Raw genomic sequence first — 23971 nt, 5'->3', positions numbered from 1 at the left:
GGTCTCCTATCCCTTGATCGCGCCGGCGAGGGCGCCTTGTGTGAAGAAGCGCTGGAACATCAGGTAGACGATGAGGACCGGGAGGATGGACATGATGATGAAGGCGTTGAGCTGCCCGTAGTTCGAGGCGAACTGCGACTGGAAGGCCTGCAGCGCCAGTGGCACCGTACGCGCGTCCTGGTCCTGCAGCAGCACCAGGGCCATCCCGTACTCGTTCCAGGTGGCGACGAAGTCCAGGATGAACAGCGCGGCCAGCGCGGGCTTGGCCAGCGGCAGGATCACCCGTACGAACAGGCGCCAGTTCCCCGAGCCGTCGATGCGGGCGGCCTCGTCGAGCTCGCGGGGCAGGGAGCGGAAGAACCCGTACAGGAAGAACACCTGGGACGGGATGCCGAAGGCCAGGTAGGGCAGGATGATCCCGTTCGTGGAGTTCAGCAGCCCCATGCTCGACAGCGTGGTGAACATCGGGGCGATGGCGACCTGCACCGGCACCATCGCGCCCAGGGTGATCACGATGAGCAGGATCCGCTGCCGCTTGAAGCGCAGCCGCGCGATCGCGAACGCCGCCGCGGCCGAGATCATCAGGCCGAGCGGCACCTTGATGAGCGCGATGTAGGCGCTGTTCTTGGCCACGGTCCACAGCTCGCCCCGCTCCGCGGCGGCGGCGTAGTTGTCCCACCGCCACACCTCCGGCAGCGCCCAGATGGACGAGCGGCCGATGTCGGCCGTGGACTTCAGCGAGGTCAGCACCATGAAGGCGAACGGCGCGAGCCAGATGAGCGCGCAGACGACCAGCGCGATCCACAGCCCGATGAGCGGGTAGTTGGCACGGCGGACCGCATTCATCGCTCGTCCTCCTTCAAGGTCCACATCAGGTACGGCAGGACGAGCGCCAGGGTGATCACGAGGAGCACGACGGCCAGCGCGTTGCCCCCTCCGAAGTTGTGGTTGATGAACGACTGGCTGTAGGACCACAGGGCCAGCACCTGGCTCGACTGGGCCGGGCCGCCGTTGGTCATGCCGACGATGAGGTCGAACACCTTGAGCGAGCTGATCACGGTGAGCACCAGGACGACGGTGAAGGTCGGCCGCAGCGCCGGGAGGGTGACGTTCCGGAAGGTCTGCCAGGCGGAGGCGCCGTCGAGCTTGGCCGCCTCGACCAGGTCGGCCGGCACCGTCTGCAGCCCGGCCAGGAACAGCACCATCGAGAAGCCCGTCGTCTGCCAGACGAAGGCGACGAAGACGGAGTACAGGGCGATCTGCGGGTCGCCGAGCCAGTCCTGGATCCACGATGACAGGCCGAGGGAGGTCAACGTGCTGTTGACCAGGCCGGAGTTCGGGTTGTAGATCCACGTCCACATGGTCGCCACGGCGATCGAGGCCAGCACGGCCGGGATGTAGAACGCCGAGCGCAGCAGGTTGCGGCCGAGGAGCCGGTTGTTGAGCGCCAGGGCGAGCAGCAGGGCGAGCACCGTGGGCACGACGAGCGAGAGCACGACCCAGATGACGCTGTTGCGCAGGGCGGTGTGGAAGACCGTGTCGTTGGTGAAGATGTCCTGGTAGTTCGCCAGTCCCGCCCAGATCTGCGGCACGGTGGGGAAGCCGTTCCACCGCACGAAGCTGAGGTAGATCGCCGAGACGATGGGGAACAGCAGGAAGATCCCGTAGAGCGCCAGCGCGGGCGCCAGGAACGGCAGCGCGCCCAGGATGGGCAGGCCGCGGCGTGGCGTGCGGGGGCGGTGCGAGGGGTGGGTGGGTCGTGACGTGGTCGGGGCGGTGGACACGGTGGCCAAGGCCGCTCCTCCTCGGTTGATCGGACCGGCCGGGGAGCGGTCCCCCCGGCCGGTCACGGCTGGTCAGTCCTTATGGGTGTCGATGAACTTCTGCAGCAGCGCGCCCGCCTCCTTGGGGGCGATCGAGCCGCTGGTGACCCCGTTCTGGATGCGCCAGTACTCGGTCGTCACGTCGGTGGGGAAGTTCTGGTCGTTGTTGAGGAAGAACCCCTTGGCCTTGCCGGTCAGCTCGGCGATCTGCGTGTTGATCGGCGCGAGCGGGTTCTCCCCCTTGGTTTCCTTGTTCACCGGGACCGAGGAGAAGACGCCCAGGTACTTGCCCTCCACGGCGGCGGAGGTGAAGTAGTCCAGGAACTTGGCGGCCTCGTCCGGGTGCTGGCTCGACTTGCTGATGTACATGCCCTCGGAGAAGCCGTAGAGCCGGTCGGTGCCCGTGGGCATCGGGAAGACGCCCACGTTGTTCTGGTCGTCGCCGGCGTCGATGTTCTGCTGGGTGAACCAGTCGCCCTCGAGCTGCATGGCCGACTTGCCCGAGTGGAACATCGCGCCCGCCTCGGCCACCGGCAGGCCGGCGAAACCCTTGTTGAAGTAGTTGCCCGACCACTGCTTGAGCTGCTCGAAGGACTTGTCCACGCACGGCTGGCCGGCCCAGCTCGTCGCGCGGGTGTTGAGCTTGTCGCCCAGCTCGGCGCCGCAGTTGGTCTCGATGAACGTGTCCAGCAGGCGCATGACGTGCCAGTTGTCCTTGCCGCCCATGGTGATCGGCGTGAGCCCGGCGTCCTTGAGCTTCTGCGCCGCCGTGGCCCACTCCTGGTACGTGGTGGGCGGCGCGCTGATGCCCGCTTTGGCGAACTGGTCCTTGTGGTAGTAGACGACCTCGGTGCGCTGCGTCCAGGGCACGCCGTGGTAACCGCCGTACTGCTTGTACGCCGCCAGGGTCGACGGGTTGAACCGGTCGGCCCACTTGTACTGCTGGTAGTACTTGCTCAGGTCGAGGCTCACGCCCGACTTGACGAGCTCGCCGCCGAGGCCGGGCCCGGCCCAGTTGTAGTAGATGTCCGGGCCGGAACTACTGCCGGCCGTGGTGCGCAGCGCGTCCTTGTGCGCATCTACCGCGCGGTACTGAAGATCTACCTTGATGTTCGGGTTCTGCTTCTCGAAGTCGCCGATAATCGACTTGAACGCGGCGTTCGCCGTGTCCGCGTTCTGCGTGACCATCCACCAGCTCAGCTTGACCTGCCCCCCGCTGGTCGCGCTGGTGTTGTCTTGGACTCGGCCGCTGCAGGCGGTCAGGAGCAGCGCAGACGCTGCCAGAGCTGCCGCTTTGCTTGGGATGTTCATTGCCTCTCCAGAGGGCTGGAGGCGATTGAATAGCTATTCAATACCGCCTGTCTATTCGAGCGGAATGTAACGTCGGCGACATACAGCCGTCAAGAAGCAGGCGAGTCGCAAGCTTCCGCACCTCATTGACATGAACGCGATGGCGGCCTTAGCTTCAAAATATGCCTAGTCATATTGGAATAGATATTCAAGACGTGGCCCGGTGATGATGTTGCTTGCTGCCGATCCGACGCGTTCGGCCGTCTATCGCCAGGCGGCCGAGCGGATTCGCCGGGCCGACCGGCACACCGCGGCCGCGGAGCTGGACCAGTTGGCCACGGAGGTGCGCCGGAGCATCATCCGCATGATCGACCGTGCCCAGCTGGGGCACGTCGGGGGTGACCTGTCGGTCACCGACATCCTGGTCACCTGCTTCTACGGCGTGCTGTCCGTCGATCCCGAACGTCCGCGGTGGAGCGGGCGCGACCGTTTCGTGCTGAGCAAGGGACACTGCGCCGCCGCCCTGTACTCGACCCTCGCCCACTGCGGCTTCTTCCCCGAGGCCGAGCTGGACACCTTCATGGCCCCGCTGTCGGCGCTCAACGGTCACCCCAACCGCATCAAGGTCCCCGGCATCGAGACCAACACCGGCGCGCTCGGACACGGTCTGCCCGTGGCCACCGGGTGCGCGCTGGCCGCCAAGCTCGACGGCGCGGACTGGCGCACGTTCGTCGTGCTCGGCGACGGGGAGCTGCAGGAAGGCAGCAACTGGGAGGCCGCCATGGCGGCCGCCCACCACGGCCTGTCGTCGCTGACCGCCGTCATCGACCGCAACCGGCTGCAGCAGGGCGCCAGGACGGAGGACACCAACGCCCTGGGGGCGCTGGACGACAAATGGCGCAGCTTCGGCTGGGAGGTACGCGAGGTCGACGGCCACGACCACCTCGCCCTCCAGCAGGCGATGAGCGGCTCGTCGACCGGCAGGCCGGTCGCCGTCATCGCCCACACGATCAAGGGGAAGGGAGTGTCGTTCATGGAGGACCGCGTGGAGTGGCACCACAAGGTGCCGAGCCCCGAGCAGGTCGAAGCGGCCCTCGCGGAGCTGGCACGATGACCGTGACCGACCAGCAGACCGCCTTCGACTGCCGCCAGGACTTCGCCGCGGAGCTCCTGGCCCTGGCCGCCGAGGACGAGCGGATCGTGGCCGTCTGCAACGACTCCGTGGGCTCCAGCAACCTCGTCGGATTCCGGGAGCGTTTCCCCGACCGGCTGATCAACGTCGGCATCGCCGAGCAGGACCTCGTCGGAGTCGGCGCGGGGCTGGCCAACGCCGGCAAGATCCCATTCGTGTGCGCGGCGGCGCCGTTCCTCACCGGCCGCGCCCTGGAGCAGATCAAGGCCGACGTCGCCTACAGCGAGGCGCACGTCGTGCTCTGCGGGCAGAGCCCGGGCATGGCCTACGGCGAGCTCGGCCCCACCCATCACTCGATCGAGGACCTGTCCTGGATGCGCGCGGTCGCCGGGCTCGACGTGATCGTCCCGGCCGACTCCGTCCAGACCCGCGCCGCCGTCCGCTGGGCGGCGGCCTCCGGCAGGCCCAGCTACGTGCGCATCCCGCGGTTCAAGGTGCCCGTGGTCACGCCCGAGGGCGCGCCCTTCGAGCCGCGCAGGGCGGTGCTGCTCGCCGACGGCGACGACGCCACGGTGATCGCCATCGGCTCGCTGACCTCCCGCGCGCTGCAGGCGGCCGCCCGGCTCCGCGAGGAGGGCGTCTACCTGCGGGTCCTCAACATGCCCTTCCTCGACCCGCTGGACGAGGAGGCCATCGTGGCCGCCGCGCGGGAGACCCGCGGCATCGTCACGGCCGAGGAGGCCACCATCAGCGGCGGGCTCGGCGCGGCCGTCGCCGCCACCGTCGTCACCCGCCACCCCGTCCCCATGCGCATCCTCGGCGTGCCCCGCGTGTTCGCCCCCACCGGCGACACCGCCTTCCTGCTCGACCACTTCGGCCTGTCCGCCGACGGCATCGTCAGCGCCGTCAAAGACCTGCTGCGCCATGGCTAGCCCGCTCATCCTGGCCATCGACCAGGGCACCAGCTCCACCAAGGCGCTGCTCGTGGACGAGGGCGGCCGCGTCGTCTCCCGCGCCGTCGTACCGGTGGCCGAGAGCCAGCCCCGCCCCGGCTGGGTCGAGCAGTCCGCCGACGAGCTGTGGCAGAGCGTACGGCGGGCGGTCGCCGACTGCGTCGGCCCCGAGCAGGCCGCCCGGGTCGCCGGCGTGGGGTTCAGCAACCAGCGCGAGTCGCTGGTGCTGTGGGAGCGCCGCACCGGCGAGCCGGTCGGGCCGCTGATCAGCTGGCAGGACCAGCGGACCGCCGCCCAGTGCCACGAGCTGGCCGCCACCGGGGCTGCCGGCCTGGTGCGGTCGGTGAGCGGGATGCCGCTGGACCCGATGTTCTCCGCGCTCAAGGCCCGCTGGCTGCTCGACGCGTACGATCCGGACCGGCGCCGGGCCCGGGCGGGCGAGCTGTGCCTGGGCACCGTCGACTCCTGGCTGCTCAGCCGCCTGGGCGGGGAGCACGTCATCGAGGTCGGCAACGCCTCGCGCACCCAGCTGCTCGACGTCGGGACCGGGGAGTGGGACCCGCGGCTGCTGGAGCTGTTCGGGGTGCCGGCCGAGGTGCTGCCGCGGGTTGTCGCCTCCTGCGGCGCCTTCCCCGCCGTCCGCGACCTCGCGCCGCTGCCCGACGGGGTGCCGGTGCTGGCGGTCATGGGCGACTCGCACGCCGCGATGTTCGCCCACGCCGGCTGGCGGCCCGGGGTGGTGAAGGCCACCTACGGCACCGGCTCCTCGGTGATGGCCATCGGCGGCCCTCCGGAGGCGCCCGGCCTGTGCCGCAGCATCGCCTGGGACCTCGGGGACGGTCCTGTTCATGCCGTCGAGGGCAACATCCGGGCGACCGGTCGCACCGTCAGCTGGCTGGCCGAGCTGTTCGACGTGCCCGCCGACGTGCTGCTGGCCGAGGCCGCAGACCCGGGCGACGTCCACTTCGTGCCCGCCTTCGGCGGCCTCGGCGCCCCTTGGTGGGACCCGGACGCGAGCCCCGTCATCATCGGGCTGACGCTCGCCACCCGCCGGGCCCAGCTCGTCGCCGCCGCCCTGGAGGCGGTCGCCTTCCAGGTCGAGGACGTGGTGGCCGCCGTCGATCAGGCCGTCGGCCAGGTGAGCGTGCTCATGGCCGACGGCGGGCTCACCCGCAGCGCCCGCTTGATGCAGTTCCAGGCCGACGTCAGCGGCCGGGCCGTCGCCCGCTCCGGCGAGCACGACCTGTCATGCCTCGGCGTGGCCGACGCCGCCGGGCTCGCGGCCAAGCTGTGGACGCTCGGCGAGCTGGAACGGCGCCCGCGACCCGCGGACCGGTTCGAGCCCGCCCTGGACGAGACGGACCGCGCGGCCAGGAAAGCCGCCTGGCACGAGGCCGTGCGCAGATCCCGCCCCTCCGGTGAAGGGAGCAGCACATGACAGCAACGGCGCCGACCCCCCGTCGGCGCGTCCCGATCCGCTGGATCACCACCGCGGCCGTCGCCGTGCTGGTCGTCCTCATGGCCGTCAGCACCGAGTACCGGACCGTCGAGACCGCGGCCGCGGCGGCTCCGAAGAAGTTCGACCCGGCCGCGTTCGGGGCCCAGAACTACGAGGCCAAGATCGTCCCCGCCGTCAAGAGCGCCGCCGTCGACCTGCCCGTCCTGCTCGACGCCCTGGCCGCCGACAAGGACGCCGCGAGCCAGAAGTACGGCAAGCGCCAGGGCACCGGCCCCTACACCTTCGCCGTCAAGGTGACGGGCGAGGCCGGCGCGGTCAAATCCGGGCTGCTGCCCGTCACCGTCAAGGGCCTGCCGGACGGCACCCGGGTCTCCGTGCAGACCGGTCCCGCCATCAACGGCACCGCGCTGCGCGACGCGGTGGGATTCATCACGTTCGGCCAGTTCACCAACCAGGTGGAGTACGCCGACGCCGCCACCGCCCTCAACAACCAGCTGCGCGACAAACTGCTCAAAGGGCTGGACGCGGCCGGGCTGGAGGGCAAGCAGATCTCCGTCACCGGGGCGTTCACCCTGCTGACACCCCAGACCGTGACGATCACGCCGGTGGCGATCTCATGAGCGCGCCCGTCTCCGGGCCGGTCCTGCGGGCCGGCGAGGTCACCAAGGTGTACGGCGGCACGCACGCGCTCAAGGGCGTCGACTTCGACGTGGCGCCCGGCCGCGTGACCGCGCTGTTCGGCGAGAACGGCGCCGGCAAGTCGACCCTGATGAAGATCCTTGCCGGGATCGAACGGCCCACCACCGGCCACGTCGAGCTGGACGGACGGCCCGTGCGGCTGCACTCCTCCCGCGACGCGGCCGACCAGGGCATCTCCATCATCCACCAGGAGCTCAGCCTCTGCCCCAACCTCAGCATCCAGGACAACCTGTTCCTGGCCCGCGAGGTCCGCACCGCGTACGGCTCCATCGACCGCAAGGCACAGCGCGAGGCCACGGCCGCGGTCCTGCACCGGCTGGAGGAGGACGTCGACCCCGACCGGCTCGTCGGCGACCTGCGGCTCGGCCAGCAGCAGCTGGTGGAGATCGCCCGCGCGCTGCTGCAGCAGGCCCGCGTCCTCATCATGGACGAGCCGACCTCGGCCCTGACCGCGCCCGAGGTCGACGTGCTCTTCCGGGTGATCAGGGAGCTGACCGCCGCGGGCGTCGCCGTCGTCTACATCTCCCACCACCTGGACGAGGCGCTGGAGATCGCCGACGACGTCGTGGTGCTGCGCGACGGGCGGCTGGTCGCCACGGCCCGGGCCGACGAGGTCGACATTCGCTGGATCGTCGAGCAGATGGTCGGCCGCGACCAGGACACGCTGTTCCCCAGCCGGGAGCCGGTGCTCGGCGAGGAGGCGCTGGCCGTGCGCCGGCTCACCGTGGCCGACCCGGCCGTCCCCGACCGGCTGGCCGTGAACGGGCTGTCGCTCAGCGTGCGCGCGGGCGAGATCGTCGGCGTCTACGGGCTGATGGGCTCCGGGCGCACCGAGCTGCTGGAGACGCTGGCCGGCCGCCTGCGGCCGTCCTCCGGCGAGGTCCTGCTGGACGGCGCGCCCCTGCACGAGGCCGGGATCCGCGACCGCATCGAGCGGGGCGTGGTGCTGGTGCCCGAGGACCGCCAGCGCGACGGCCTCGTACAGACCATGTCGGTCGGGCAGAACCTGTCCCTGTCCGCGCTCGGCACGTTCGTCCGCGGCCTGTTCGTCTCCCAGGAGCGCGAGCGCGCCGCCGTCACCCGCACCATCGCCGACGTCACCGTCAAGACCAGCGGCGCCCAGGCGGCCATCGGGTCGCTGAGCGGCGGCAACCAGCAGAAAGTGATCATCGGAAAGGCGCTGCTGACCGGGCCGCGCGTCCTGCTGCTGGACGAGCCGTCCCGCGGCGTGGACGTGGGCGCCAAGGCCGACATCTTCGAGCTGATGGCGGCCCAGGCCAGGCGGGGCCTGGCCGTGCTGTTCACCACATCCGACGCCGAAGAGGCCCTGCACATCCCCGACCGGCTGCTCGTGCTCGCCCGCGGCGCCCTCGTCGGTGAGTTTCGGCGCGGCGAGCTGACCCGGGAGGAACTGATGCGCGTGTCCGACGGCGGAACCCAGGACGGTTCGTCATGACGGCGACGGCGACCACCGCGGCCCCGGAGCAGGCCGCCACCCGGGCCCGCCGCCTCTCGCTGCTGAACGTGGCCTTCGAGCTGCGCGCCTTCATCGCGCTCGCCGTGCTCATCGTCATCTTCGGCCTGCTGTCGGACTCCTTCCTCACCGTCCCCAACCTGATCACGATGACCAAGCACGTCGCCATCAACGGCGTGATCGCGCTCGGCATGCTGCTGGTCATCCTCAAGGGCGGCATCGACCTGTCCGTCGGCTCCATCGTGGGCCTGTCCGGGGTGGTCGCCGGCGAGCTCCTGCAGGGTCTGCACGTCGGCGGCGTGATCGCCTACCCGCCGGTGTGGGTGGTGATCGTGCTGTGCGTCGCGGTCGGCATGGCGGTCGGCCTGATCAACGGGATCCTCGTCACCCGCTTCAACGTGGCGCCGTTCATCGCCACGCTCGGCATGCTGTACGTGGCCCGCGGCGCGGCGATGCTCATCTCCAACGGCGCCACCTACCCCAACCTGGGCGGCAACCCGGCGCTCGGCAACACCGGCTTCGAGCTGCTCGGCAGCGGGCGGCCGCTCGGCCTGCCCACCTCCATCTGGATCATGATCCTGCTGGCCGTGGCGGCCGTGCTGCTGCTGGCCAAGTCCCCGTTCGGCCGCTGGCTCTACGCCACCGGCGGCAACGAGCGGGCCGCGGACCTGTCCGGCGTGCCGATCCGGCGGGTCAAGACGATCGTGTACGTGATCTCCGGCGCCTGCGCGGCGGTCACCGGGCTCATCATCGCCTCGGAGCTCACCTCGGCCGCCCCGCAGGCCGGGGAGACGTACGAGCTCAACGCCATCGCGGCGGTGGTCATCGGGGGCGCCGCGCTCAGCGGCGGCCGGGGAACCGTGCGCGGCACCCTGGTCGGCGCGTTCGTCATCGGCTTCCTCGCCGACGGCCTGGTGATCCTGGGCGTGTCGACGTTCTGGCAGATCCTCATCAAGGGCGCGGTCATCATCCTCGCCGTGATGCTCGACCAGGGCCAGCAGCGATTCAAGCGACGGGGAGCCGCCGCGGCGGCGGTCGCCGCAAGCAAGAAGCACGACTGAACGACAAGGAGACACCATGCCCCCCACCCGCATCGTCACGTTGGCACTCTCCGTCCTGCTCGGCTGCACCACGCTCGCCGCCTGCGGCAGCGGTGGCGGCGACCAGCCCGCGAGCACCGCGAAGGCGGGCAGCAGCAGCGCCGCGGCCGCCGGCGGCCTGATCGCGATCATCACCCCGTCGCACGACAACCCGTTCTTCAAGGCCGAGGCCGAGGCGGCCAAGGCGCAGGCCGAGAAGCTCGGCTACCAGACGTCCGTGGCCTCCCACGACGACGACCCCAACAAGCAGAGCGAGCTGATCGACGCCGCCATCTCCCGCCAGGCCAAGGCGATCATCCTGGACAACGCGGGCGCCGACGCCTCCATCGGGCCGGTCCGCAAGGCCGCGCAGGGCGGCATCCCGGTCTTCCTGATCGACCGGGAGATCAACGCCAGCGGCGTCGCCAAGGCCCAGATCGTCTCCAACAACTCCCAGGGCGCCCAGCTGGTCGCGCAGTCGTTCGTGGAGGCCATGAAGAGCAAGGGCAACTACGTCGAGCTGGTCGGCAAGGAGTCCGACACCAACGCCAGCGTCCGCTCCAAGGGCTTCGCCGACGTGATCTCCCAGTACCCGGACATGAAGCCGGTGGCCAAGGAGAGCGCCAACTGGGACCAGCAGGAGGCGTTCACCAAGATGGAGACCATCATCCAGAAGAGCCGCGACATCCAGGGCGTCATCGCCGGCAACGACACCATGGCCCTGGGCGCGGTCGCGGCGCTGAAGGCTGCGGGACTGCTGAAGAAGGTCGTGGTCGTCGGCTTCGACGGCAGCCCCGACGCCATCGCCGCCATCAAGGCGGGCGAGATGCACGCCACCGGGCTGCAGCCCGCCGCGCTCGGCGCCACCAGCGCGGTGGACCAGGCCGACCAGTTCATCAAGACCGGCAAGACGGGCAAGGACGAGAAGCAGTCCATCGACTGCGAGCTCGTCACGGCCGACAACGCCGACGAGTTCGGGGTGTTCGCCAGGAAGTGACCCCGCCGGGGTCTCCGCCACGGTGGTTCGGACAATAGGCTTCATTCAGGAGTGAATAGAAAGGAGTACGCGGTGGTCCAGAACGCGGAACGTAGGCGCGACACGACCAAGGATCACCTGCGCCTCCTGGCCCGGGTCGCGCGCATGTACCACGAGCAGAACATGCGCCAGCCCGAGATCGCCGCCACGCTCAACATCTCCCAGCCCCGCGTGTCCCGCCTGCTCAAGGAGGCGGTCACGCGGGGCATGGTCCGCACGGTGGTCACGCTCCCCGAAGGGGTGCACACCGAGCTGGAGGAGGAGCTGCAGCGGCGCTACGGCCTGCGCGACGCCGTGGTCGTGGACGTCGAGGACTACCAGGACGACGTGATCCCGCCGCTGGCCTCGGCGGCCGCGGCCTACCTCGGCGTCACCTTCACCGGCGGCGACGTGATCGGCATCTCCTCCTGGAGCGAGACCCTGCTGGCCACGGTCGAACGCCTGCCGCAGAAGAACTCCCAGGTCGCCGACCGCGTCATCCAGCTGGTCGGCGGGGTCGGCAGCCCCGAGGCGCAGGTGCACGCCACCCGGCTGGTCGCCCGCCTGGCCAACCTCACCTACGCCCGGCCGATCTTCGTGCCCCTGCCCGGCGTGGTCGCGACCACCGCGATCCGCGACGCGCTGCTGGAGGACCCCAGCGTGAAGGACGTGCAGGCGCAGTGGCACGACCTGACCGTCGTGCTGGTCGGCATCGGCAGCCTGGAGCCCTCGCCCCTGCTGCTCAGCAGCGGCAACGCGGTCAGCCAGGCCGACCAGGAGGAGCTGCGCGGGCTCGGCGCCGTCGGCGACGTCTGCCTGCACTTCTTCGACACCACGGGCAAACCCGTCGACTCGGGCTTCGACCAGCGCGTCATCGGCATCGACGCGCCGACCTTCCGCGCCGTCGAGCGCCGGGTCGGGGTCGCGGGCGGCATGCGCAAGCTCTCCGCGATCAAGGCCGCGATCGAGGGCGGCTGGGTCAACGTCCTCATCACCGACCTGACGATCGCCCGCCTGCTCTGCTCCTGATCGCGTTACGCTGGATCCACCGAACATGGGGTGATGCCGGTGTCCGATCTTCAAGCTCGTGTAGCGCCGACCAATCGCTTGGCCCGCCGCCTGGCCGCGGCAATGGGCGTGTCCTGGTTCGTCGGCGTCGCGTGGATCGTCCTGTACTACGTGGACCCCACTCTCCCGGTCCTGTCGGACCTGGGTAACTGGAACCTGCTGGCCGGGTTCGGTCTCTTCATGCTGGGCGCGGCGTTCGCCCTGGCCCTGCTGGTGACGGTGATCGTAAGGTCGGGGCGCCGACCCTAGGCGGGACGGCCCAGGTCGAGGCCCGCCAGGTCGGCGCGCGAGGAGATCCCCAGCTTCGGGTACGCCTTGTACAGGTGGAATCCCACCGTCCGCGGGCTGAGGAAGAGCTGGGCGCCGATCTGCCGGTTCGTGGCGCCCGTCGCGGCGAGCCGGACGACCTGCAGCTCCTGCGGGGTCAGCGCGTCGAGCGGTTTCGCCGCCACGCCGAGCTCTGGCAGGTCGGCGCGGGCGCCGGTCGCGGCCAGCTCCGTACGGGCCCGTTCGGCCCAGGGGGCGGCGCCCAGCGCGGCGAAGCGGCCCATCGCCGATCGCAGCTGCGCCCCGGCGTCGGAGCGCCGGCGGGCCCGCCGCAGCCATTCGCCGTACAGCAGCTCCGTCCTGGCGTGCTCGAACACCCGCCCGCCCCGGGCGTGCCATTCGAGCGCCGCGCCGTAGTGGGCCTCGGCCTCGCCGCGCGGGGCGAGGAGAGCGCGGCAGCGATGCGCGACGGCGGCGGCGCCCGGCCGTCCGCTGGCCGCCGCCCAGGCGTCGAACCGGGCGAACGCCTCCGCTGCCCGGCCCGGGTCGCCCAGCCGGGCGCAGGCCTCGACGTGGTCGGCCATGGCGAAGGTGACGATCACGGTGTGCCCGAGCGGGCCGTCGAGGATCCGCGCCATCCGCTCGGCCGCCGCGTCGTACCGGGCTCGTACCAGGTCGAGCAGGATCAGCGCGCAGCCGCCCCACCCCGATCCGTGGCGTTCCCGCGCGGCGCCGTCGGCTTGGTCGGCGAGCCGTACGCACGTGTCGTCCTCGCCCTCGACGGCGGCGAGCCACGCCAGGATGCCGTGCAGATGCCGCAGCCGCCCCGCCTGCCCGGTGTCGTGGGCGATCCGCCAGGCCTCGGCGCCCGACTCCGCCGCCTCCGCGTGCCTTCCCCGCAGGAGCTGCGCCTGGGTGAGGAGCTGCAGGGCATGCGGCAGCGCGCCGATCAGGCCCTGCTCCCTGCAGGCGGCCACGCGGGCCGCGGCCAGCTCGCAGGCCGCCTCGTCGTCGCCGGTCATCAACGCGCCGAACACCGCGTACGTACCGGCGACCGGGTCCGTGGCGGCGCGCGGCGAGATGGCGGCGCGCATGAGCGGCAGCCCCGCGGCCGGGTCGCCGGCGGCCACCCGCTCCATGCCGCGTACCGTTCCGGCCACGGGGTCGTCGCCGGGCACGACGGATTCCAGCAGCTCCGCGGCCCGCCCGAGCGCGGCGCGGTCACCCGCGAACCAGGCCTCGGCGGCGGCGGTCGCGAGCAGGGACGCGGCGTCGGCCGGCGCGGTGCGGGCGATGCCGGCGGCCGCGTCGATCAGCGCCGCCGGCGTCGGGCTGCCGTGCTCGGAGTCGACCGCGGCCCGCACGGCGACCAGCCGGGCCAGCACCACGGGGTCCCCGGTCAGCCGCCGGCCCCGGTCGGCCGCGGCGCCGGCGCGGGCCAACTGCCCGGCGCCCATCGCCGACTCGGCGGCAGCGGCCAGCCGGCGGGCCCGCCGGCCCTGATCGACGGTCAGCTGCGCGGCCCGCTCGTACGCCGTCGCCGCCGACGCGTGGCTGCCCCGCTGCCGGGCCCGCTCTCCGGCCGCCGCCAGCACGTCCGAGATCTCCTCGTCGGGACCGACGGCGGCGGCGGACAGGTGCCAGGCCCTGCGGTCGGCGTGCTCGTCGCCGTCGAGGGCGTCCGCCAGCGCGCGATGGGCGGCCACCCGCCGGGCGAGCGGCGCCTCGTGGTACGCGGCGGTCTTGACCAGGGGATGGCGGAAGCGCAGCCGGCCGTCGGAGATCTGCACCAGATGGTGGCGCTCGCCCGGCTCCAGGTCGGGCAGCCCGGCCCCGAAGCCCTCCGCGGCCCGCAGGACGAGCTCCAGGCTGCCCGAACCTTCGGCCGCGGCGACCAGGAGCAGCAGCTGCGTGGCTTCGGGGAGCCGCCGGATGGCGGCACGCAACGACTGTTCGAGCCGTCCGGGCAGGGGGAGCCTGGGCGCCTGCAGGGGCAGCGGAGCCAGCCGCCCCGCCCGCTGCTCGGGGACGAGGGCCGCGGCGAACTCCAGGAGCGCGAGCGGGTTGCCCTCGGCCTCCTCGATCACCCGGTCCCGCGCCTCGGGCACCAGATCGGCGGCCGACCCGGCGAGCAGCCGCTCGCAGTCCGCCCGGCCGAGACCGGCGAGCCGCAGCTCCGGGACGCCCTGCACGGGCGGCTGCGCACCGTCGTCACGGGCGGCCAGGATCATGGTGATCCGCTCGGCCCCCAGCCTGCGCGCCGCGAACACCAGCGCGTCCGCCGACGCGCGGTCCAGCCACTGCACGTCGTCGATCAGGCACAGCAGGGGACGTTCCTCGGCGAGCTCGGCGAGCAGGGTCAGCACCGCGAGCCCGACGAGGAAGCGGTCCTGGGCGCCGCCCTGGCTCTCGCCGAACGCGCCGAGCAGGGCCGCCCGCTGCGCCTCGGGGAGCCCCGCGACGAGGTGCCGGGCCGGCCGCAGCAGCAGGTGCAGGGCGGCGAAGGGCAGCTCGGCCTCGGCCTCCACGCCGGTGATCCGCAGCACCAGCACGTCGTCACCCGCCGCCCGCGCTGCCTCCGCCAGCAGCGCCGACTTGCCGATCCCGGCCTCTCCGTACACGACGACGGCATTGCCCCGGCCGGTCCCGGACTCGGCGATCAGCCCGCTAAGTAGGGCGATCTCGGCATTTCGCCCGATCATGATGCCCCGACCCTACCTAAGCGGCCTCCGCCGCCCGCGAGCAACCCGGTCATCGTGACTTATTCACCCGCGAGCCCCGGCCCGTACGGTCGTGAGCGGAAACCCGACATTGGAGGAAGCCGTGGAGCACGCCGTCACCCTGCAACCGGTGGGCACTGTCGTGGGCGGGCGCGCCGAGGCGTTCGACGACGACTGGAACACCGAGGAAGCGGTGATCCGCCTCGACGGGACGCAGTTCCAGCCGGACTCCCTCGCGGGGCTGAACGCGTTCTCGCACCTGGAGGTGGTGTTCCTCTTCCACCTGGTGGACCCGGAGTCGGTGCACACCGCGGCCCGCCGCCCGAGGGGCAATCCGGACTGGCCGCCGGTGGGCATCTTCGCGCAGCGGGCCAAGAACCGGCCGAACAGGCTGGGGGTCTCCCGCTGCCGCCTGCTCGCCGTGGACGGCCTCGACGTGCGCGTACGCGGTCTGGACGCCATCGACGGCAGCCCGGTCCTCGATCTCAAGCCCTACATGGCGGAGTTCGGGCCGCAGGGCGAGACCGTACAGCCGGCCTGGGCGACCGAACTGATGCGCAACTACTACTGAGACAAGGGGATTTCGCGGTATGAACGCACAACTTCCGGCCGGCACGGACGTCCTGATCGTCGGCGCGGGCCCGGCCGGCCTGGCCCTGGCCACCTCGCTGGCCCGGCAGGGCGTGGACGCCGTCCTGGTGGACAAGGCGGCGAGCGGCGCCAACACCTCGCGGGCCGCGGTCGTGCACGCCCGCACCCTGGAGGTGCTGCGCGCGATCGACGTCAGCGACGAGCTGGTGTCGAGGGGGGTCACCGTGCCCCGCTTCACCGTACGCGACCGCGACCGGGTCCTGCTGACCGTGGCCTTCGACAAGTTGCCGACCGACTTCCCGTACACGCTGCTGGTGCCCCAGGACATCACCGAGCAGGTGCTGCTGGACCGGCTCCGGGCCGCGGGCGGCACCGTCCACCGCCCGTACGCGGTCACGGCCGTCAAGCAGACCGCCACCGGGGTCACCGCCACCACGTCCGACGGCCGCCAGATCCGCGCCTCGTACGCCGTCGGCGCCGACGGCATGCACAGCACGGTGCGCGAGCAGGCCGGGATCGCGTTCACGGGCGACACCTACGCCCAGTCGTTCGTGCTGGCCGACGTCCGCCTCGACTGGGCGGGCCCCAGCGACGAGGTCGCCCTGTACTTCGCCCCCGAAGGGGTGACCGTCGTCGCGCCGCTGCCGGGCGGCCGCCACCGGATCGTCGCGACGGTCGAGGAGGCTCCGGAGCGTCCCGGCGTCGCCGACATCCAGTCGCTCCTCGACACCCGCGGGCCGCGTACCCAGCCGGCCACGGTCACGGACCTCGTCTGGAGCTCGCGGTTCCGCGTCCACCACCGCCTGGCCGAGCGCTACCGGGCGGGCCGGATCTTCCTGGCCGGCGATGCGGCCCACGTCCACAGCCCAGCCGGCGGCCAGGGCATGAACACCGGCATCCAGGACGCCCTCTCCCTGGCCGGGAAGCTCACCGCCGTGCTGCGCGACGGCGCTCCCGAGACGATCCTGGACACGTACGGGACCGAGCGCCGTCCCGTCGCCGAGGACGTGGTCGCCTTCACCCACCGGATGACGAGGATCGCGACGGTCGGCAACGGCCCGCTGCGCTCCCTGCGCAACACGGCCCTGCGCGCGCTGGACTGGGTCCCCGCGGTCCACCACGCGATGGCTATGAACCTGTCCGAGCTGGCCACGGCAGACTCGTAGCCGCCGCTTCACCTCAGGATGTCCAGCGCCAGCGTGGCCGCCGCCAGCCCGAGAAACCCGATCGCCAGGAAGAACATCGGCGAGAAGTCGCTGACGCGCAGGTGGGTGTAGAGGGCGCAGACGAAGTAGAGGATGAGCCCGGCCGCGGCGGCCGTGCCGACCAGTGGCACGCCGAGGAGGCCGAGCGCCAGCCCGAGCGCGCCCGCGACCTTGAGCGCGCCGATCGGGAAGACCAGCCAGGACTCGGGCACTCCCGCCGTCTTCAGGGCGGGGCCGAGCGTCCGCATGATCGGTTCGAGCCGGGTGATGGCGGCGAAGCCCGAGAACGTGTTGGCGGCGATGGTCACGAGGGCGGTGACGACATAGGCGGTGGTCAAGAGAGCTCCCTGGAAGGCGGTGTCGCCTCCTGAGAGCTCTCCATGCCGGCGAGTGTGACATCGCCCGCGGCGATGTGTCCGGGCCCCGCGCGTGGCCGGTCAGGACGTCTTGGTGGTGGGCTCCCCGACCTTGCCATCGGATTCCTGCCGCGCCCTGTCGGTCGGCTTCCCGGTCGGCTTGCCGAACTTGTCGGCGGGCGGCTGCCGTACCTGGTCGGTGGGCGGAGCGGTGACCGAGACGGGGGTGCCGAAGTCGCTGAAGTCCATGACGTTCCGGTTGCCGGAATCGCCGAAGGCGACTTCCAGGTGCCGGATCCGGCCCTGGTCGTCCACGTCCACGGTGCCCGTGGCCGCCTCCGCCGTGCCCGCCTTCACGTCGGCACCGCCCCCGGCCTCCAGCGAGAACGCGAACCGCTGCCCGGCCCAGCCCTGCCCGGAGGCTGTGCCGGCCTCGCGGACGTCAGTGGCCGTACGGAGCCGCTCCAGGGCCGCATGAGGGTCGATGGGAGCGAGCTTGACCAGGGCGATGACCGGCGGCGCGCCCGCCAGCTCGGCGTCGGCGCGCGGCGAGACCAGCCACGTCGCGCCGCTCTCCCGGACGTACATCAGGTCGCCGACGAACCGGGTTTCGGCCCCGTCCTGCCTCGTGATGACGCCCATCCGCCGGACGGGGTCGATGGCACCGTCGAACTCCTTGGCATCGGACGTGACATGGATGCGGTAGCTCTCCTGGCTGGTGTTCTCGACCGCGGCGATCACCTGGGCCTGCGCCGACGACTGGGTCGCGGGCAGCACCACCGCGACCGCGGCCACCGCGGCGGCGACGGCCAGCGCGGCGACCGGGACCAGGACCCTGGCCAGCCGGCGCCTCGGCATCGCCGGCATGAGGTCGATGCCCGCCGGCCGGTCCTCGGTCGCTTTGATGAGCAGCGTGCGGAGTTCGTGCTCGTTCATGGACGGCTCCTCGTTTCGGTGTCTCACCGGATCCCACTCCCTTCGTCCTCGGTTCGGTTGACCAGCGTGTCGGGAGAGATCAGCCGCCGCATCGCCTGCAGGCCGCGATGCGTGTGGGTCTTGACCGTCCCCGGTGAGCAGCCCATCAGATCGGCGACCTCGGCTTCCGGCAGGTCGGCGAAGAACCGCAGCACCAGGGCCGTCCGCTGCCTGGCAGGCAGTCGCGCCAGCGCCTTCCGTACGTCCTCGGCCACGGCCCGGGTGTCCCCCACGTCACCGGGACCGGGCAACTCGGGCAGCTCGGCGCGCGGGATCTCGCGCCGCCACCGGGCACGCCACCAGGACCGGTACGTGTTGACCAGGATCCGGCGCAGGTAGGCGTCGGGGTCGCTGCTGGTGTCCAGCCGATGCCACACGCGATACAGCTTGCCCAGGCAGGACTGGACCAGATCCTCAGCCGTGTGCCAGTCGCCGGTGAGCAGGACCGCCGTTTTCAGATGATGGTCTCCCCGGTGCCGCACGAAACTCACGAATTCCGCATCCACCCGCGCTCCTCTCGTCGGTCGTGCCACCTCCTGACACTCCCTGAGGCTCACGTCCGGTTGACCGGAGAGCACCGGAAATATCCCCGCCCGCCCGCGAGCCACGCTCACGTCGGGGACCGGGCGGCGTAGCGCTTCCACGGCATCTGTGCCACAGTTATAGAACAGTCGAAAGAGTTCTAGATAGGTGAGGCACATGACGACAGGAGTCCTGGCGACGCGGCCAGGTGTGATGGAGGATCCCGGGGAGCGGGGCAGGTTCGGGGAGTACGGCGGGCTCTACGTGCCGGAGTCGCTGGTCGCGGCCTGCCGGGAGGTGGAGGCGGCCTTCCGGGAGGCCAGGACCGACCCGGCGTTCCGCGAGAGCCTCGCGGAGTCGCTGGCCCTGCACGTGGGGCGGCCCACGCCGCTGACCCCGGCGCGGCGGCTGTCGGCGGAGCTGGGCGTGACCCTGCTGCTCAAGCGGGAGGATCTCGCCCACACCGGCTCCCACAAGATCAATAACGTGCTGGGCCAGGCCCTGCTCGCGCTCCGGATGGGCCGTAAGCGGCTGATCGCCGAGACCGGCGCGGGGCAGCACGGCGTGGCCGTCGCGACCGCCGCCGCGGTGCTGGGGCTGCCGGCGACCGTGTTCATGGGGGAACGGGACGTCGAGCGGCAGGAGCTGAACGTGTTCCGGATGCGCATGCTGGGCACCGAGGTCGTACCGGTCGGCACCGGCAGCCGTACCCTCAAGGACGCCACCAGCGAGGCCATGCGCCACTGGGTGACGGCGACAGAGGAGGCGTACTACTGCGTCGGCTCGGTCATCGGGCCCAACCCGTACCCGTGGATGGTGCGCGAGTTCCAGCGGGTCATCGGCGACGAGGCACGCGGGCAGTGCGCCGGGGCGCTCCCGGCCGCCGTGCCCGACTACGTCGTGGCCTGCGTGGGAGGCGGCTCCAACGCGGCGGGCACGTTCGCCGGGTTCGTCGACACCACCGCCCGGCTGGTCGGGGTGGAGGCGGAGGGCGGCGCCGGGGCGGCCAGGGGCAGCCTCGGCGTGCTGCACGGCTTCCGCTCGCTGTTCCTCCAGGACGACCACGGGCAGATCACCGAGGCGCACTCCATCGCCGCCGGCCTCGACTACCCGGGGGTCGGGCCGGAGCACGCCCACCTGCGCGACCTCGGCCGGGCGCGCTATGTCACGGTCTCCGACGAGGAGGTGGTGGACGCGGCGGTGCGGCTGGCCCGTACCGAGGGCATCGTGCCCGCGCTGGAGTCGGCGCACGCGGTCGCGTGGGTGATCCGCGCGGCGCGTACGGGCGAGCTGCCGCCGGGGGCGACGGTCCTGCTCACCCTGTCCGGCAGGGGCGACAAGGACATCTCGACCCTGAAGGAGCTGGTATGAGCACCGGCCTGCTCGAAAGCCCGCTGCGCGCCCGGCGCGACGGCGGCCACAAGCTGCTCATGCCGTACGTGACCGGCGGCATCGCCCCCGGCTGGACCGGCTACCTGCGGGCGTTCGCCGCCGCCGGCGCGGACGCGATCGAGCTCGGCCTGCCGTTCTCCGACCCGACGCTCGACGGCGCCACCATCCAGGAGGCGTCGGACGCGGCGCTGGCCCGGGGCGCGACGGCCCACGGCATCCTGGCCGAGGTCGCCGAGCTGCGCCTGGACGTGCCGCTGGTCGCCAGCACCTACTACAACCTGGTGCTGCGCGACGGCCCGGCGGAGTTCTGCCGGGCGCTGCGCCGGGCGGGGATCGCCGGGCTCATCGTGCCCGACCTGCCGCTGGACGAGGCCGGCGAGCTGGCGGACGCGGCCGCCGCCACCGGCGTCGACCTGGTCCTGCTCGCCTCCCCCGCGACGCCGCGGCGACGGCTGGACGAGATCGCGCGCCGCAGCCGGGGCTTCGTCTACGCCGTCTCGGTGATGGGCACCACCGGCGAGCGGGCCGCGCTCGCCGAGCCCGCCGCGGCCCTCACCGAACGGATCAAGCAGGGCAGCGACCGGCCGGTCTTGCTAGGATTTGGCATTTCCACGCCGGAACAGGCCGTGGAAGCCACCCGGCGCGCCGACGGTGTCGTCATCGGTGCCGCGATCATGCGCCGGATCCTCGACGGGGCGGCGCCGGACGACGTCGGCGCCTACCTGACGGGCCTGCGGCGGGCCCTTGACCAGGAGCGTGACGAAACACGATGGCCCGCGACGCCGGACACGAGGCGAGGTACCGCGCCATAGCCGCCGACCTCGCCGCGAAGATCCGGTCGGGACATTACGCCCCCGGCGCGGCGCTGCCGCCCCAACGCGAGCTGAGCGCCTCGTACGGGGTCACCCTGATGACCCTCCGCCAGGCGCTCCGGCAGCTCAGCGACGAAGGGCTGATCGTGCAGCAGGCCGGCCGGGGCACGTTCGTGTCCCCGCCGCACCTGGCCTACCAGCTGGGCTCCCTGCAGAGCCTCGCCGACGACCTCAGGAAGCAGGGCCACGAGGTACGCACGGTCGTGCTCGGGCGTTCGCTGCGCCGGGTCCCGGCCGGGGTCGCCACGCAGCTGCGCACCGCTCCCGGCGAGAGCGCGCTGCGGCTGGAACGGGTGCGCGAGTTCGCCGGCCGCCCCGCGATCCACCAGGTCTCCTGGATCCGGCGGCCGGCGGCCGAGCAGATCCGCGATCGCGACTTCACCGCCGTCTCCCTCTACGGCGCCCTCGCCGACTGCGGCGTGGCGGTGGCGCGCGCTTCGGAGAAGATCCGGCCCGGCCGGCTCGACCCGGCCGTCGCGGCGCACCTCGGGGAGCCGCCCGGCAGCCCGGTCTTCCTCAGCGAGCGGATCACGTACGCGCTCGACGCCACCGCGCTGGTCGCCGACCACGCCACCATCCTGGGCAGCATGATGGAGATCCGCACAGAACGGGCCGCCACCGGCCTCTCCCTCACCTGGGGCCCGAGCACCTGACCCCCACGCGCAAGGCCGCCCAGGTAGATCTTGGTCAATGTTTTCGATCTACGTCGGCCCAGGTCAGCGTGTCAGTCGCCGGGGAAGACCGATCGGCTGCGATGTTGGCGCTCCAGGTCTCACCCGGTGTTGGAGCGCAAAATGATCAATCTCGGCTTCGTCGGGCCCAGCCGTCCCGCCAATGACTACAAGCTCACCGATGTGGTCGACGGTGACACCCCGAAGATCGAAATGTCGGTCCGCATGGTGTCCATCGACACCCCGGAAACCCACTTCGGGGGCACCCCGGTCACGGCCCAGGCCGCGCTCGAGCGGACCAAGGCCCGCCTGCAGGACGGCACGTACGACGCCATCCCCGAGCATCTACGCGAATACCTCATCTCGCGCATCACCCCGAACGCCGCGGACCACCACATGACCGCCGGCCAGTTGGCGGCCGAGGCGCACAAGACCATGGTGAAGACCCGCCTGACCCGGCCGGACGGCACCCAGCGCAAGCTGGCCGTCGTCGCCACCGGCGAGCTCGTCGAGAACCACGGCCGCCTGCTGGCCTACACCGCGCCCTGGTTCGCCGGCGGGACGTCGGACCCGATGCCGCCCCGCGACGACCCGCAGCGCCGCACCTTCAACCTCGACCTGCTGTCCCTCGGATGGGCCGCCAGCTTCCTCATCTACCCCTCCATCCCGCCCTCGTTCGACCTGAACCTGATGCTCGACGAGGCCGAGGTGGCCTGGCAGCAGAAGCGCGGCGCGTGGGCGCAGTTCGGCCCGGAGCTGCTGCTGGGTTACGAGTACCGGGCCTGCGTCAAGCTCGGCACCAAGGACCTGAAGAACCCCGCCGCGGCCGTCGCGAACGCCTACGAGCGCGTGTGCGTGGACCTGCGGACCCTGACCGAGGTCGGCCTGTTCGGCTACCACCAGGTCCCGCCGCCGAACCGGCTGTGGATCTGGAAGAAGGACCTGGAGCAGGCCCGCAAGGACCTGCCCATCAAGCACTAGGCCCGTCGCTCACGCCGCCGTGCCGATGATGCCCAGGGCCTCCTCGACGCGGTCGGCGTGGGTGCGGAAGCTGAGCACGCACAGGCGCAGGAAGAACCGCCCGTCGACGGTGGTGCTGCTCAGGAACACGCGCCGGGTCTCGTTGACGTCCGCCAGGAGCCGCCGGTTGCGCTCGTCCGTGCCACGCAGCCGGAAGAGCACGACCGTCAGGTCCGGCCGCCACGGCACCTCGAAGCGCGGGTCCTGGGCGAGCCGGCGGTGGACGTGGCCGGCGAGGTCGAGCTTCTCGTCCAGCTCCCGCTCGAAGGCGGCCACGCCGTGCAGGTGCAGCGGCAGCCACAGCCGCAGGCCGCGGAACTCCCTGGTCAGCTCCACCCCGAGGTGCCCGTAGTCGGGCAGGCCGTCCAGCGCCCGCAGGTCCTGAAGGTACCGGCCGTCGGCCGCGTGGGCGGCGTGGAGCACGGCCGGGTCGCGTACCAGCAGCAGGCCGGTGCCGTACGGGAGGAAGAGGCTCTTGTGCGGGTCCAGCACGATCGAGTCGGCGGCCTCGATCCCGGCGAGCCGGGTCCGGCCGCGTTCGGTGAGCTGGAAGCCGCCGCCGTAGGCGGCGTCCACGTGGAACCAGAGCCCTTCGCGGCGGGCCAGTTCGCCCAGCTCGGGCAGGGGATCGACGGTGCCGGAGCTGGTGGTTCCGGCGGTGGCGACCAGCAGGAACGGGTGCAGTCCCGCCGCGCGGTCGTCGGCGATCATCCTGGCCGCCGAAGCGACGTCCATGCGCAGGTCCGCGGTGGCGGGCACGACGCGGATCCGCTCCGGAGGCAGGCCCGCGATGCGGGCGGCCTTGGCGACGCAGTAGTGCGTGTGCTCGGTCACGTACAACGTGCCGTCGCCCGGGCGGCCGTGCCGGGCGGCGAGCAGCGCCGACAACGTGGCCGGCGAGCCACCCGTCGTGACCAGCCCGCCCGCGCCCGCGGGCAGGCCGAAGCGGTCGCAGAACCAGGTCAGCACCCCGTGTTCCATGGCGACCAGGGCGGGTGACATCTGGGCCACGCCGGTGAAGCGGTTGGCGGTCTGGGCGAGCAGCTCCGCCAGCGCCGCGGTGACCAGCCCACCCGCCGGGAAGTAGGCGAGATAGCCGGGCCCCGCCGTGTTCACGCCTTGCCCGGCCGCCTGGCGGAACGTCTCCAGGAGCGCGCCGAAGTCGCCGGGGCCGTCGGCAGGCGGCCGGAGCAGCGCGGTGGCCGGCCGGTCCGCCTGCCCGTAGTCGCTCGCGGGCGCCGAGTCCAGCTCGGCGACCCAGTCGGCCAGGAAGTCCACCGCCTGGCGGCCCAGCCGGGCGACGGCGGATCGGTCGAGTTCGAGGGGAAGAGCACTTTCGTCGGTCGTCACGCGAGGCACCGTAGACCGGTGGCGGAGGCCAAGGATTG

The 23971-nt window shown here is 71.9% G+C and carries 23 protein-coding genes; 15 read left to right on the top strand and 8 right to left on the bottom strand.

What is annotated here, in order from left to right:
* Positions 1-6: 6 nt before the first annotated feature.
* The 3 genes from ACWDRB_RS11555 to ACWDRB_RS11545 form a co-directional block, all read right to left on the bottom strand.
* The gene (locus tag ACWDRB_RS11555) at positions 7-846 is read right to left on the bottom strand and encodes a carbohydrate ABC transporter permease (RefSeq protein ID WP_350726097.1); all 840 of its coding nucleotides are present in this window, start codon (positions 844-846) and stop codon (positions 7-9) included.
* The gene (locus ACWDRB_RS11550; RefSeq protein ID WP_355197849.1) at positions 843-1784 is read right to left on the bottom strand and encodes a carbohydrate ABC transporter permease; all 942 of its coding nucleotides are present in this window, start codon (positions 1782-1784) and stop codon (positions 843-845) included. Before ACWDRB_RS11550 ends, ACWDRB_RS11555 begins: the two co-directional genes overlap by 4 nt.
* A 72-nt stretch (positions 1785-1856) precedes the next feature.
* Positions 1857-3134: an ABC transporter substrate-binding protein gene (locus tag ACWDRB_RS11545; RefSeq protein WP_449893003.1), complete on the bottom strand. Its 1278-nt coding sequence runs from the start codon at positions 3132-3134 to the stop codon at positions 1857-1859.
* Positions 3135-3339: 205 nt separating this feature from the next.
* Between ACWDRB_RS11545 and ACWDRB_RS11540 the strand changes: the two genes are divergently transcribed.
* The 9 genes from ACWDRB_RS11540 (at position 3340) to ACWDRB_RS11500 (ending at position 12241) form a co-directional block, all read left to right on the top strand.
* Positions 3340-4227 (top strand): transketolase, encoded by an 888-nt coding sequence (locus tag ACWDRB_RS11540; protein ID WP_449893001.1) that lies wholly within the window; start codon positions 3340-3342, stop codon positions 4225-4227.
* The gene (locus ACWDRB_RS11535) at positions 4224-5177 is read left to right on the top strand and encodes a transketolase family protein (protein ID WP_350726103.1); all 954 of its coding nucleotides are present in this window, start codon (positions 4224-4226) and stop codon (positions 5175-5177) included. Before ACWDRB_RS11540 ends, ACWDRB_RS11535 begins: the two co-directional genes overlap by 4 nt.
* Positions 5170-6636, top strand: coding sequence for an FGGY-family carbohydrate kinase (locus ACWDRB_RS11530; RefSeq protein ID WP_449892999.1), 1467 nt, complete (start codon positions 5170-5172; stop codon positions 6634-6636). Before ACWDRB_RS11535 ends, ACWDRB_RS11530 begins: the two co-directional genes overlap by 8 nt.
* A complete protein-coding gene (locus tag ACWDRB_RS11525; RefSeq protein WP_449892997.1) occupies positions 6633-7277 on the top strand; it encodes a DUF2291 family protein in 645 nt (214 codons plus the stop codon). The genes ACWDRB_RS11530 and ACWDRB_RS11525 overlap by 4 nt, the downstream gene beginning before the upstream one ends.
* On the top strand, positions 7274-8812 hold the full coding sequence (locus tag ACWDRB_RS11520; RefSeq protein ID WP_350726111.1) for a sugar ABC transporter ATP-binding protein: 1539 nt from the start codon (positions 7274-7276) through the stop codon (positions 8810-8812). Before ACWDRB_RS11525 ends, ACWDRB_RS11520 begins: the two co-directional genes overlap by 4 nt.
* The gene (locus ACWDRB_RS11515) at positions 8809-9891 is read left to right on the top strand and encodes an ABC transporter permease (protein WP_449892994.1); all 1083 of its coding nucleotides are present in this window, start codon (positions 8809-8811) and stop codon (positions 9889-9891) included. Before ACWDRB_RS11520 ends, ACWDRB_RS11515 begins: the two co-directional genes overlap by 4 nt.
* 16 nt (positions 9892-9907) lie before the next feature.
* A complete protein-coding gene (locus ACWDRB_RS11510) occupies positions 9908-10906 on the top strand; it encodes a substrate-binding domain-containing protein (RefSeq protein ID WP_449892992.1) in 999 nt (332 codons plus the stop codon).
* 72 nt (positions 10907-10978) lie between these two features.
* On the top strand, positions 10979-11953 hold the full coding sequence (locus ACWDRB_RS11505) for a sugar-binding transcriptional regulator (protein WP_350726117.1): 975 nt from the start codon (positions 10979-10981) through the stop codon (positions 11951-11953).
* 39 nt (positions 11954-11992) lie between these two features.
* On the top strand, positions 11993-12241 hold the full coding sequence (locus ACWDRB_RS11500) for a cell division protein CrgA (RefSeq protein WP_355197752.1): 249 nt from the start codon (positions 11993-11995) through the stop codon (positions 12239-12241).
* On the opposite strand, the gene ACWDRB_RS11495 is transcribed toward ACWDRB_RS11500, so the two are convergent.
* On the bottom strand, positions 12238-14961 hold the full coding sequence (locus ACWDRB_RS11495) for a helix-turn-helix transcriptional regulator (RefSeq protein ID WP_449892989.1): 2724 nt from the start codon (positions 14959-14961) through the stop codon (positions 12238-12240). The two genes, ACWDRB_RS11500 and ACWDRB_RS11495, sit on opposite strands and share 4 nt — an antisense overlap.
* 148 nt (positions 14962-15109) lie before the next feature.
* Here ACWDRB_RS11495 and ACWDRB_RS11490 point away from each other — a divergent pair, with 148 nt between their 5' ends.
* Together ACWDRB_RS11490 and ACWDRB_RS11485 are read left to right on the top strand one after the other, a co-directional pair.
* Positions 15110-15550: an SAM-dependent methyltransferase gene (locus ACWDRB_RS11490; protein WP_449892987.1), complete on the top strand. Its 441-nt coding sequence runs from the start codon at positions 15110-15112 to the stop codon at positions 15548-15550.
* A gap of 19 nt (positions 15551-15569) precedes the next feature.
* Positions 15570-16736, top strand: a complete 1167-nt coding sequence (locus ACWDRB_RS11485) for an FAD-dependent oxidoreductase (protein WP_449892985.1) — start codon at positions 15570-15572, stop codon at positions 16734-16736.
* An 8-nt stretch (positions 16737-16744) separates the two neighbouring features.
* Here ACWDRB_RS11485 and ACWDRB_RS11480 read toward each other — a convergent pair whose 3' ends face one another.
* From ACWDRB_RS11480 to ACWDRB_RS11470, 3 genes are all read right to left on the bottom strand, one after another.
* On the bottom strand, positions 16745-17113 hold the full coding sequence (locus tag ACWDRB_RS11480) for a DoxX family protein (protein ID WP_449892983.1): 369 nt from the start codon (positions 17111-17113) through the stop codon (positions 16745-16747).
* Positions 17114-17212: 99 nt separating this feature from the next.
* Positions 17213-18067 (bottom strand): hypothetical protein, encoded by an 855-nt coding sequence (locus ACWDRB_RS11475; protein ID WP_449892981.1) that lies wholly within the window; start codon positions 18065-18067, stop codon positions 17213-17215.
* Positions 18068-18090: 23 nt separating this feature from the next.
* Positions 18091-18612: a SigE family RNA polymerase sigma factor gene (locus ACWDRB_RS11470; RefSeq protein ID WP_449892979.1), complete on the bottom strand. Its 522-nt coding sequence runs from the start codon at positions 18610-18612 to the stop codon at positions 18091-18093.
* 193 nt (positions 18613-18805) lie between these two features.
* Between ACWDRB_RS11470 and trpB the strand changes: the two genes are divergently transcribed.
* From trpB to ACWDRB_RS11450, 4 genes are all read left to right on the top strand, one after another.
* Positions 18806-19999 carry a tryptophan synthase subunit beta gene (trpB, locus tag ACWDRB_RS11465; RefSeq protein ID WP_449892976.1) on the top strand — a complete coding sequence of 398 codons (1194 nt, stop codon included), beginning with the start codon at positions 18806-18808 and terminating at the stop codon, positions 19997-19999.
* Positions 19996-20832 carry a tryptophan synthase subunit alpha gene (gene trpA / locus ACWDRB_RS11460; RefSeq protein ID WP_397372964.1) on the top strand — a complete coding sequence of 279 codons (837 nt, stop codon included), beginning with the start codon at positions 19996-19998 and terminating at the stop codon, positions 20830-20832. The genes trpB and trpA overlap by 4 nt, the downstream gene beginning before the upstream one ends.
* Positions 20790-21545 carry a GntR family transcriptional regulator gene (locus ACWDRB_RS11455; protein WP_355197769.1) on the top strand — a complete coding sequence of 252 codons (756 nt, stop codon included), beginning with the start codon at positions 20790-20792 and terminating at the stop codon, positions 21543-21545. Before trpA ends, ACWDRB_RS11455 begins: the two co-directional genes overlap by 43 nt.
* A gap of 141 nt (positions 21546-21686) precedes the next feature.
* Positions 21687-22544 (top strand): thermonuclease family protein, encoded by an 858-nt coding sequence (locus ACWDRB_RS11450; protein ID WP_449892973.1) that lies wholly within the window; start codon positions 21687-21689, stop codon positions 22542-22544.
* 9 nt (positions 22545-22553) lie between these two features.
* On the opposite strand, the gene ACWDRB_RS11445 is transcribed toward ACWDRB_RS11450, so the two are convergent.
* Complete coding sequence (locus tag ACWDRB_RS11445) at positions 22554-23933, bottom strand: pyridoxal phosphate-dependent decarboxylase family protein (protein WP_449892971.1); 1380 nt, start codon at positions 23931-23933, stop codon at positions 22554-22556.
* Positions 23934-23971: the final 38 nt, after the last annotated feature.

The sequence above is a fragment of the Nonomuraea sp. NPDC003707 genome (assembly GCF_053587055.1).
This window is presented reverse-complemented; position numbering and strand designations above follow the sequence as displayed.

What these genes read in the sequence shown, in the direction of transcription:
- trpA (WP_397372964.1), top strand. Translation starts at nt 19,996, where the DNA reads ATGAGCACCGGCCTGCTCGAAAGCCCGCTGCGCGCCCGGCGCGACGGC.
- ACWDRB_RS11510 (WP_449892992.1), top strand. Translation starts at nt 9,908, where the DNA reads ATGCCCCCCACCCGCATCGTCACGTTGGCACTCTCCGTCCTGCTCGGC.
- ACWDRB_RS11535 (WP_350726103.1), top strand. Translation starts at nt 4,224, where the DNA reads ATGACCGTGACCGACCAGCAGACCGCCTTCGACTGCCGCCAGGACTTC.
- ACWDRB_RS11515 (WP_449892994.1), top strand. Translation starts at nt 8,809, where the DNA reads ATGACGGCGACGGCGACCACCGCGGCCCCGGAGCAGGCCGCCACCCGG.
- ACWDRB_RS11545 (WP_449893003.1), bottom strand. Translation starts at nt 3,134, where the DNA reads ATGAACATCCCAAGCAAAGCGGCAGCTCTGGCAGCGTCTGCGCTGCTC.
- trpB (WP_449892976.1), top strand. Translation starts at nt 18,806, where the DNA reads ATGACGACAGGAGTCCTGGCGACGCGGCCAGGTGTGATGGAGGATCCC.
- ACWDRB_RS11525 (WP_449892997.1), top strand. Translation starts at nt 6,633, where the DNA reads ATGACAGCAACGGCGCCGACCCCCCGTCGGCGCGTCCCGATCCGCTGG.
- ACWDRB_RS11450 (WP_449892973.1), top strand. Translation starts at nt 21,687, where the DNA reads ATGATCAATCTCGGCTTCGTCGGGCCCAGCCGTCCCGCCAATGACTAC.
- ACWDRB_RS11485 (WP_449892985.1), top strand. Translation starts at nt 15,570, where the DNA reads ATGAACGCACAACTTCCGGCCGGCACGGACGTCCTGATCGTCGGCGCG.
- ACWDRB_RS11455 (WP_355197769.1), top strand. Translation starts at nt 20,790, where the DNA reads ATGGCCCGCGACGCCGGACACGAGGCGAGGTACCGCGCCATAGCCGCC.
- ACWDRB_RS11530 (WP_449892999.1), top strand. Translation starts at nt 5,170, where the DNA reads ATGGCTAGCCCGCTCATCCTGGCCATCGACCAGGGCACCAGCTCCACC.
- ACWDRB_RS11495 (WP_449892989.1), bottom strand. Translation starts at nt 14,961, where the DNA reads ATGATCGGGCGAAATGCCGAGATCGCCCTACTTAGCGGGCTGATCGCC.
- ACWDRB_RS11520 (WP_350726111.1), top strand. Translation starts at nt 7,274, where the DNA reads ATGAGCGCGCCCGTCTCCGGGCCGGTCCTGCGGGCCGGCGAGGTCACC.
- ACWDRB_RS11475 (WP_449892981.1), bottom strand. Translation starts at nt 18,067, where the DNA reads ATGAACGAGCACGAACTCCGCACGCTGCTCATCAAAGCGACCGAGGAC.
- ACWDRB_RS11540 (WP_449893001.1), top strand. Translation starts at nt 3,340, where the DNA reads ATGATGTTGCTTGCTGCCGATCCGACGCGTTCGGCCGTCTATCGCCAG.
- ACWDRB_RS11555 (WP_350726097.1), bottom strand. Translation starts at nt 846, where the DNA reads ATGAATGCGGTCCGCCGTGCCAACTACCCGCTCATCGGGCTGTGGATC.